The 9453-nt window shown below is 70.1% G+C and carries 8 protein-coding genes; 2 read left to right on the plus strand and 6 right to left on the minus strand.

Annotated features, from left to right (window positions below; genetic code table 11):
- Positions 1-181: response regulator transcription factor (locus tag AC1DXV_RS26670; RefSeq protein ID WP_477936406.1), on the plus strand; the 181-nt coding region annotated here is incomplete at its 5' end.
- On the opposite strand, the gene AC1DXV_RS26675 is transcribed toward AC1DXV_RS26670, so the two are convergent.
- The 3 genes from AC1DXV_RS26675 to AC1DXV_RS26685 all read right to left on the minus strand — a co-directional run bounded on the left by AC1DXV_RS26675 (position 182) and on the right by AC1DXV_RS26685 (position 4327).
- Positions 182-2950 carry an immunoglobulin domain-containing protein gene (locus AC1DXV_RS26675; RefSeq protein ID WP_477936408.1) on the minus strand — a complete coding sequence of 923 codons (2769 nt, stop codon included), beginning with the start codon at positions 2948-2950 and terminating at the stop codon, positions 182-184.
- A 31-nt stretch (positions 2951-2981) separates the two neighbouring features.
- Complete coding sequence (locus AC1DXV_RS26680; protein WP_477936410.1) at positions 2982-3887, minus strand: c-type cytochrome; 906 nt, start codon at positions 3885-3887, stop codon at positions 2982-2984.
- A 95-nt stretch (positions 3888-3982) separates the two neighbouring features.
- Positions 3983-4327 carry a cupin domain-containing protein gene (locus tag AC1DXV_RS26685; protein ID WP_477936412.1) on the minus strand — a complete coding sequence of 115 codons (345 nt, stop codon included), beginning with the start codon at positions 4325-4327 and terminating at the stop codon, positions 3983-3985.
- A 135-nt stretch (positions 4328-4462) separates the two neighbouring features.
- On the opposite strand from AC1DXV_RS26685, the gene AC1DXV_RS26690 reads away from it, so the two are divergent.
- Complete coding sequence (locus tag AC1DXV_RS26690; protein WP_477936414.1) at positions 4463-7192, plus strand: winged helix-turn-helix domain-containing protein; 2730 nt, start codon at positions 4463-4465, stop codon at positions 7190-7192.
- 13 nt (positions 7193-7205) lie between these two features.
- Here AC1DXV_RS26690 and AC1DXV_RS26695 read toward each other — a convergent pair whose 3' ends face one another.
- The 3 genes from AC1DXV_RS26695 to AC1DXV_RS26705 all read right to left on the minus strand — a co-directional run bounded on the left by AC1DXV_RS26695 (position 7206) and on the right by AC1DXV_RS26705 (position 9247).
- Entirely contained in the window at positions 7206-7436 is a 231-nt protein-coding gene (locus AC1DXV_RS26695; protein WP_477873023.1) for a hypothetical protein, read from the minus strand.
- 229 nt (positions 7437-7665) lie between these two features.
- Entirely contained in the window at positions 7666-7953 is a 288-nt protein-coding gene (locus AC1DXV_RS26700) for a hypothetical protein (RefSeq protein ID WP_477873024.1), read from the minus strand.
- Between the two features lie 7 nt (positions 7954-7960).
- Positions 7961-9247, minus strand: coding sequence for an RHS repeat domain-containing protein (locus tag AC1DXV_RS26705; RefSeq protein WP_477936416.1), 1287 nt, complete (start codon positions 9245-9247; stop codon positions 7961-7963).
- Between the last annotated feature and the right edge of the window lie 206 nt (positions 9248-9453).

The following is a 9453-nucleotide window of genomic DNA, read 5'->3' on the forward strand; positions in this document are numbered from 1 at the left end:
AGGTCGAGAGGTCGAGGTGCTGCGCTGCATCAGCCTCGGCGAGAGCAACAAGGAGGCGGCCCGCACGCTCGGCATCAGCCCGAGCACCGTGCGGGCCCACCTCGAGAACATCTTCCGCAAGCTCGAGTGCACCACCCGGGCCGCCGCCACCCTGAAGGCGATGACGACCGGGCTGCTCTGATCAGCGGCCGCGCGCCGCCGCCTGGCCCAGCGCGCGGGCGACCGCCTTCGCGGACAGCGGCTTCGCCGGCGGAAGGCTGCCGAGCAGGCCGCCGTTGACGATCTCGACCACCAGCCCGCCCTCGGTGCCGCGCACGCGGCCGATCACCTGGCCGTTGCCGCTGATCGTCACGGTGCCGCTGCCGCTGAAACCGCCGGGCTGCGTGCCGAAGTCGAGCTGGAAGAAGCCGTCGACCACGTAGTTCACACCGCCGCGGCTGAACGCGAGCTGCGCGTACTCCTCGCGGATCAGCAGCGTTTGCACCGTGGGCTCCACGCCCTGCGTCACCGTGTGCATCAGTGCCGTGCCGCCGGAGAAGGTCGACACCGACTGGCTCGCCACGTCGGTCACGGTCAGCCCGTTGGCCGGCAGGTAGCGCAGCTTCGTGGTCTCGGTCGTGCCGTTCAGGCTGCCGTCGAGCTCGACCTTCGCGTTGCCCTGCACGCGGCTCGTCTTCTCGTCGCCGTTGATGTCGTCGGTCGTCACGCGGAAGTCGGTCACCGTCGACTGCGCCGAGCCGACGCGGTGCGCCAKGTCCGCGAAGCTGTACGCGAGGCTGCTGCCGCCGGTGTACAGCGAGGCCGATTCGGTGCGGCAGGCAGTGAACTGCGCGGCCAGCGTGTGGTTGCCGGTCGGCAGCGTCGTGCCCGGTGCGGGCGCGGCCCCGCCATCCAGCGTGACCGCCGCCGTGCCGCCGCCGCACACCGCACTGACCGCCAGCACCTTGAAGCCGTCGTCGGCGAACTGCAGCGGTGCACCGGCGGCTTCCATGCCCGGCAGCCACGCGGTCATCAGCGCGAGCAGCTTCGCCTGCTGGTCATCGCTGGCCTGGTTGACCGTCAGCGTCGCGGCGGCGCTGGTCACGCTGCCCTTCGCGTTCTTCACGACCACCTGGAACTGCGCGCCGTTGTCGGCCGCGGTCACCGCGGCCAGCCTCAGGACGTCGGTGGTCGCGCCGGCGATGTCGGCGCCGTTGCGCTGCCACTGGTAGGCGAGTGGTGCGCTGCCCTTGGCCTCGACCGCGAAGACGGCCGGGTTGCCGACATTGACGACGATGCCCTGCGGCTGCGTCGTGATCACCGGCGGCGATTGCGCCGGGATGACGGTCAGCCGCGCGGCATCGGTCTGCAGCTTTCCGCCACCGTTGGCCACCTCGACGCTGAACAGCGCGCCGTCATCGGCATCCACCGTCGCGATCGCGTAGCTGGGGGCCGTGGCACCGGCGATCGCCTGGCCGTTGCGCTTCCATTGGTAGGCGAACGGCGCGCTGCCGGTCACGACCACCGCGAAGACGGCGGTCTCGCCGGCATTCACCGTCGCATCGCGCGGTGCCCAGGCCAGCTGCGGCGGGATCGGCGTGGCGCTGACGGTGAGCTTGGCGGTCACCGTCGTCACGCTGCCGGCGGCGTTCGTGCCCCGCAGGCTGTAGAGCGCGCCATCGTCCGCCAGCGTCACCTGGGGCAGCCACAGGAAGCTGCTGTCGCTGCCGGCGATCTCCAGGCCGTTGCGCAGCCAGACGAAGGTCATCGGCTGCGTGCCGTCGATGGTGGCGTAGAACATCACCGTCTCGCCGATCGCGACCGTCTGCGCGCGCGGGTTGCTCGTCACCTTCGGCGCGAGCTTGCTGCCGGTGGTCGCGGTCTCGAGCACCATGCACTCGGTCATCGCGGCGTTCTCGCTTCCCATCGTCACCTCGTGGATGGCCGTGACGAGCTTGTCGGTCGCGGCCCACACCGAGGTGGTCGAATCCTTGCGCACCTGCACGACGAAGTGGCCGGTGGCGTCGGTGAAGGCCGAGCTGCGGCCCGAGTAGTCGACGCCGCTGGCGCTGACCAGCACGTTCGCCGCCGGCTTGCCGTCGGCGGTGACCACGCAGCCTTCGAGGTCGACGGTCTCGGCGACCTGGTCGGCGTTCCAGTAGCTGAAGTGGGTCACCGTGCCTTCGTAGTACTGGGCGGCGCCGGTGCCGGCCAGCGTGGCCGTGCCTTCCTGCACCCAGCGCGCGCTGGCCTGGTCGAAGTGCCACAGCGGCACGCTGGCGGGCGGGTTCGGCKAGCGCGTCGACAACGGGATGCGCACGGTGGCCTGGCTGCCGGGTTTCAGGTTCAGGCGCCGGCCCTCGGCATCGCGCAGGTCGACCTTGACGGCACCGAAGCTCTCGATCGCGCGCACGCTGCCGTTCTGCAACGTGGTGTAGCCGCCGGGCATGCGTTCGGGGTCGCGCGCCGGGTCGACCGGCGTGACGCTGACCGACACGGTGCCGGCCGCGGGCGCGCCGGTCTCGGCGTCGACCAGGCTGGCGGCGGGCAGCACCACCTGCGCGGTGCCGGCGGCGTTGCCGATGACGGCGCTGGCCGCGGCGTCGAAGGCCTGCGGCGCGGCGAGCTTCAGCAGGCGCACGCGGATGTCGGCCGTGCTGCTGGCGGTGAGTTTGACAACGGCGACGTTCGCGCCGTGCTGGGTGGCCTCGACCTTGACGGTCACGCGCTCGGCCGGCGCGACGCCGTTCAGCGTGAAGCTGCCGTCGCCGGCGGTCTTCGTGCTCGCGCTGCCGGCCGTGACGGTGGCGTTGGCGACGGCCTGGTCGCTGTCCATGTCGACGACGTGGCCGGTGACGCTGGCAGTGGCCGGCGGCGGGCTGTTGCCGCCATCGTTCGAATCGCCGCCGCACGCGGCGAGGGCCRGGCCGGCGAGCAGGGCCGCCAGGCCATGGGTGAATGATTTCATCATCGGTGTCCCTTGGTGAGAAATGAGGAGGGCTTCAGCGGTTGCCGGCGGTTCGCGGCGCGAGGCCCTTGAGGTGCAGGTACAGCGCCTGCGCATCGGTGTCGTTCAGCGCCTGCAGCGACTCGAACGGCATCACGCGGCTGATCGCAGTGCCGTCGGGGCGCCGGCCGCTGCGCAGCATCTGGACGAACGCGCCTGCATCGGCGTAGGGCGCCATCGCGCTGCCGTCGCCCGGCGTCAGGTTCGCGGCGGCCGGCCACTCGGGCGGCGCACCGGGGATGCGCCCGCCCGACAAGCCGGCGCCGTGGCAGCCGATGCAGGCGTTCGCGACGTAGGCCCCGTGCACGGCGGTCGGTGCCTCGGGCACCGGCTGCGACGGCGGCAGCGCGTGGTCGATGATCTCGGCCGCGTCATGGATCACGCCGGCGGCATACAGCGCCTTCACCGGCAGCGGGAACTCGATCAGCGCGGGGCCGCCGCTCGCGAGCGGCATCTGCCGCAGCCAGGCGATCAGCGCGCCGAGGTCGGCATCGGTGAGCCGGTTGTAGTCCTCGCTCGGCATCACGATCGCCGGGCGGCCGTCGGGCTTCACGCCGTGGCGCACGGTGCGCACCCAGTCGGCCACCGTGTAGCGCTCGACCGCGCTGCCCGGCGCCGGCGTGATGTTGGGCGCGCGCACCCGCATGCCCTTGCCGTCGTTGACCACGTCCTTGCCGCCACCGTCGACGCCATGGCATTCGGTGCAGCCGCGCGACAGGTACAGGTACTTGCCGCGCGCGAGCCCGGCATCGTCGCCCGGCAGCGCCACCGGGCCGACCTGCAGCGCGACCTGCCGCTGCATCTTGCGTTCGCCCAGCTGCGCGCCGAGCACCAGGGCCGCAGCGCCGGTGGCGGCCAGGCCGCACAGCGCGAAGGCGCCGCGCTTCAACCACTTGTTCATCGTGAAGACTCCAGGTCAGGCAGGTGTTGCCGTGAGGTTCGCAGTGTTCCGGGCGCCCCGCGCCGTCACATCGCCCGAAGGAGCCACCGGTCGCGTCAGCGAGGAGCCACCCCTTTCGGGGGAGCTGCGACCGCAACCAGTTGCAACAGCGCGCCGCCGTGGTTGACGACCTGGTGCTCCGCACCCGCCGGCACGATCAGCGTGCATGGCGCCTGGAAGCGCTGCGGCCCGCCGGGCAGCTGCAGCTTGCCGCTGCCCTGCAGCACGAGGATGGCGAGCTCGCCGTCATGGCGGTGGCAGCCGGTGGCCGCACCCGGCGCCAGCTGCTGCGTCCAGGCCTCGAACCCATGGATTCCCTGCGCCGCCCCGGCGACGCCGACACGCGGGTTCGGGCCGTCCGGCGGGTCGCGGGGCAGGGCACTGTGGCTGATGACAAGCATGCCGCGATGCTGCGGGCCGCCGGCCCTCGCCCGCATCGGCCGAAAGAGCCATCAGGCGCCGGATGGCGGGCCATCCCCTCATTTGAGGAGGTCGTGCAGCGCGCTGCGCCGGCGGTGCGCCGTCAGAATCCCGCGATGCCGTCGACCGCCCTCCCTGGAGCCGCTTCCCACGCCTTCGCGCTGGCCAAGATCCAGCCGCCACGCCCGCGCACCAGCCTGGTCGGGCGGCCGGTGCTGGAGCACGCGCTGGGCGCGGCACTGCAGCAGCAGCGGCTGACCTTGCTGCTCGCGCCGGCCGGCTACGGCAAGACCTCGGCGCTGGCGCGGCAGATCCGCCTGCTGCCGCCGGGCACCGCGCTCGCCTGGGTGACGGCCGACGAGGACGACCAGCTGCCGCGCTTCCTCGCGTGCCTGGGCAGCGCGCTGGAGCCGCACGACCTGCCGTGGCGGGTCGACCCCGATGCGCTCGCCACGCTGGCGCTCGGCGAGCGCGGGCTGCGCGCGGTGGCCGACGAACTGGTCAATGCGCTGGCCGGCGCCGAGCGCGCGCGCGGCCTGCTGGTGCTCGACGACGTGCACCGCATCGCCGACCCGCAGGTGTTCGAGTTGCTGCAGCTGCTGATCGAGCGGCTGCCGCAGCCATGGGGTGTCGTGATGGCGAGCCGGCTGGAGCCGCCGCTCGCGATGGGCCGCTGGCGCGCGGCCGGCGAGCTCAGCGAGTTCCGGCAGTACGAGCTGCGCTTCAGCGAGAACGAGGTGGCCGAACTGCTGGCGAGCGCCGGCTTGCCGGCCGAGGCCGGTGCGGCGCGCGAGTTGCTGGAGCGCACCGACGGCTGGGCCGCCGGTTTGCGCCTGAACCTGTCGGCGCGGCCGGGCGGCTCCGGGGCACGTGCCGGCGTGCTGACGCAGCGCCACCTGTTCGACTACCTCGCCGCCGAGGTGCTCGACGAGATGCCCGACGAGCTGCGCAGCTTCCTGCTGTGCTGCGCGGTGCTGCCCGAGCTGACCGTGGCGCGCTGCGCGCACGTTAGCGGCTCGCCGCATGCGGCGCGGCTGCTGGCCGAGGTGGAGCGGCGCGGGCTGTTCGTCAGCGTGCTCGATGCCGACGAGCTGACGCTGCGGCTGCACGACCTGTTCCGCGATTTCCTGGAAGACCGGCTGCAGCGCGAGCGCGCCGGCGACCTGCCCGCGTTGCTGCGGCGCGCGGCCGATGGCGAGGACGACCTGCCGCGCGCCGTCGGCTACCTGGCGCGGGCGGGCGCGTGGGACGAGGCGGCCGAGGCGGTGGCGGGGCGCGGCGCCGAGCTGCTGGCGATCGGCGGTGCGCCGAGCCTGGCGCGCATGCTGGCGCTGTTTCCGCCGGCGGCGTTCGACGGGCGGCCCGAGCTGCATTTCCTGCGCGGGCTCAGCTGCTTCCCGAGCTTCGCGTTCGACACGATGCTGGCCGCGATGCAGCAGGCCGAGGCCGGCTTCCGCGCGGCCGGCCGCGATGCGCAGGCGTGGCGCGCCCGCGCCTATGCGTGCCTCGCGATGCAGAACATGGCGCAGACCGAGGTGGCGGCGCGCGAGCTGCCGAAGCTGCTGGCGCTGCCGCTGGACGACGGCACACGCGCCTTCGTGTGCTTCGGCTCGGCATGGGCGGCGTATGCGCAGGGGCGCGCGGCCGACGTGGCGCCGTGGTTCGAGCAGATGCTGCAGGCGCTGGAGCGCGTGCCCGAGCCGGCGGTGTGGGACGCCTGCTTCTTCCACAGCCTGATGGTCGGCATGCCGGGCATGGACGCGCTGCTGGAGCGCTTCGGCCAGCGTGCGACGGCGCTGTTCGGCGACACGCCGACGCAGCTGCGCGCCGGTGTGCTGCATGCGCGCACGTGGCTCGCGTTCTCGGCCGGGCGGCTCGACGAGGCCGAGCACTGGCTGGCGCGTGCCGACGAGGACTGCCGCTGGCTCGGCCGGCCGCGCAGCGTGCTGACCGAGAACCACATGGCGCACACGCTGATCGATGCGGTGTGCGGGCGGCGCGAAGCGGCGTATGCGGCGGCGCTGGAAGGCCGGCACGACCTCGCCGAGCACGGCTCGGCGCCGAACCGGCTGACGCACGAGCACGAGCTGCTGTTCACGCACAGCCGCGCGGCGTGGATCCTGCAGGACGACGCGACGTTGCGCGAGCTGGATGCGCGGCTCGCGCAGGTGCTGAATCCGTACGAGTGGGCGGCGGCGTCATTCGACCGGCGCTTCAGCCGTGCGTTCGTCGCGATGGTGGACGGGCGGCTGGCCGATGCGCAGGCGCTGCTCGCGCCGCTGGCGGTCGATCAGGAGCCGTCGTGCTTCTTCCCGGCGGGGCAGGCGACGGTGCTGCTGGCGGACGTGCGGCTGCGGCTCGGCTTGCTCGACGAGGCTGCGGCCACGTTGCAGCCCTGGATGGCGCGGGCGATGAACGGCGGCTCGGTCGGTGGTTCGGTGGGCGGTGCGCTGCTGTGCGGCTGGCCGGTGCTGCAGCGGCTGCGCGACACGCGCTGGGGGGAGCGCCTGTCGGCGGACGAGAAGGCGGTGCTGGCGAAGCTGGCGGCGATGCTCGCGCCGCGCGAGGATCCAGCAGTGCGTGCGGCGCGGCCGGGGGGCGCGGCTGCGCGGGCGTCGCTGGACGACGATGTGCCCACGCCGCGCGTGCGCGCGGATTCACTGGGCGGCCTGAGCGACCGCGAGCGCGAGGTGCTGGMRCGCATGGCCGCCGGCGACAGCAACAAGCTGATCGCGCGCGAACTCGACCTGAGCCCGCACACGGTGAAGCGGCACGTGGCGAACATCCTCGGCAAGCTGGGGGTGGATACGCGTGGGCAGGCGGCGGCGCGGTGGCGGGGGCCGTGACTCCGGTCGTCAGTCAAATCTTGAAATTCGCCTCCTGGATCGATTTGAATTCACGCCAGCGTTCGGCAGCCAGATCTGCACCGGCAAGTATTTCTCCGACGTCTTCGCGATGACCAGCGAAAGCAGCCAAGTGAAGAACTTGCGATCCGAACACGCCGATCTGGTGAACATCGATCAAGTCCTCACCGAGAAACTCCAGATGCCGAGAATACTGTTTCAATAGTTTTTCGATCATCACATGCATCCAGGCTCCTGGATCAGTCCTGTCAGGCGCTCTCTTGCGGAATCTGAAATGCGCAGTGTCATGTCCGCCTCACAGTCGCATGGCGCCCTCAGACCCGTGCCCTTCGTTTCAATTCGTTGGCGAACGCAGCAACGCAAGACGATCTGCCAATGACTGGAGGTGGCGCATCGGCATGTCGACGCGTTGCGGCTTGTTCGCTCATGGTGCTTGGCTCTTCACCGAGCGAGGCCTACTTGTCTTGCATCGGCACGATGACGACAAAGCGTTCTCCTTCCATATCAAGCAGGCTTTCATCCAGGGGATCGGCCCACTGCTCGTCGATGTGAACAAGAAGGTTGCCGTTGCGTTCTGCTGGCGACTTCAGCTTGGCTTGTTCGATCAGCGCAACAGACCATCCTGTGTCTGCACCCGTCAAGTAGCGCGCTCTCAGAACGGTGACCACGGGCACCTCAAGATCTGTTTCCAGGATCAGTCCAGTCAGGCGCTCCCTTGCGGAATCTGAAATGCGCAGTGTCATGTGTGCCTCACAGTCTCACCCAATAGTCTGGGCATTGATCTATTGACCAATTGATGTCGGTCGTGAACACAGTACCGTCGGTGCAAGAGAAAGTACAACGCATGATGTGGCGACACTCCTCCGGTGCCGGCCCCAGTCGGAATCCGCTGATCTTCTTGCACGACCCCTTCGACGAGCCTCCGTCGCCTGCCGGTTTCGGTGGAAGCAACGGCATTGGAGGCTCAGGCTTCAGTGGCAGCATGGGACTTGTGCCTGCAGGTGATGGCGGCATGTCGTCGGGCTTTCTGGATTCCATTGGGCGAGGGCTGAACAGTGCGCGGCACCCGGGCGAGAGGATGCAGCCGATGAGCGCCACCGGAATGATCATCGGCAGAGCTTGCGCCATCTGTCCGTCGCTGTCGATGTATTCGGCGGGTCTGCCATCGACATACGCGTAGGTGTTCGTCCCTCCGCGCAGCCCGATGGGATCCGATTCCTTGTATCGCCCAATGCTGCCTTCGTAGTGTCGGAAGTAGTTGTAGAACAGTCCACTCTCCGCATCGGCATACTGCCCCGGGAAGCGCAGGTTCTGCGTGAAGACGCCGAGCCCGCTCGGGTTGACCTCCGGCGCGGTCGTGCCGAACGGCTCGGCGAACCACTGCCAGCGGGTCGTGTTGTTCGTGTCGACGACGATCCGCGGTGCGTTCAGGTGATCGGCGTGGATGTAGAACACCAGCGGTGGCCCGCTCGGGTTCGTGGGGTCCGGCATGAACATCGCCACAGGGATGTCGTCCAGCCAGATGTATTCGCGGAGCGCCTGCCCCGCTTGGTCGTACTCACCGAGCAGTTCGCCGTTGAGCCCGTACACGAAGATCACCGTGCTGCCCGGCCCTGCACTCGTCACCTTGCGAATGCGCCGCTTGTCGGCGTCGTAGGTGTAGGTGCCGGTGACGCCGGCCTTCGTGATGCTCGCGAGTGAGCCGCTCAGGCTGTAGGTCGCGGTGTAGTTCGGGCTGTCGCTGAGTGTGTTCCCCGCGTTGTCATAGCCGAAGTTGCGTGCTGGGTTCGTGATGCTCGTGAGCCGGTTGCTCGTGGCCTCGGTGCTGTAGACGCTCGGGCTGCCGTTCAGGCTCACGTTGGCGCGGTTGCCATTCGGGTCATACGTGATCGCCCAGTTGCTCGCGACCGTCGTCACCTGCGTGATCCGGTCGTTCTCGTCGTAGCCGAAGCTCTGGTCCAGCGCAGGTTGTGGGATGCCGTCGTTGGCGCTCAGGTGCGTGAAGCTGATGATGCGATCGGCGGCGTCGTAGGTCACATCTCGGAAGACGTTGCCCAGCCGGTAGCGCGTGACGCGTCCGCTGAGGTCGTAGAAGCGCTCGTGCGGCGTCGTCCCGCTGGCCATGTTCCAGTTCCAGCTCGTCACCGGACCGAACGGTTCCCACTTGATGTCGCTGAGCAGCGGCGTGGGCGTGCCGTTCGCGTCCTGGGCCATACCGATCGCGGTCACGTTGCGGCTCGTGT

The sequence above is a fragment of the Rhizobacter sp. P3_C12 genome, assembly GCF_056402735.1.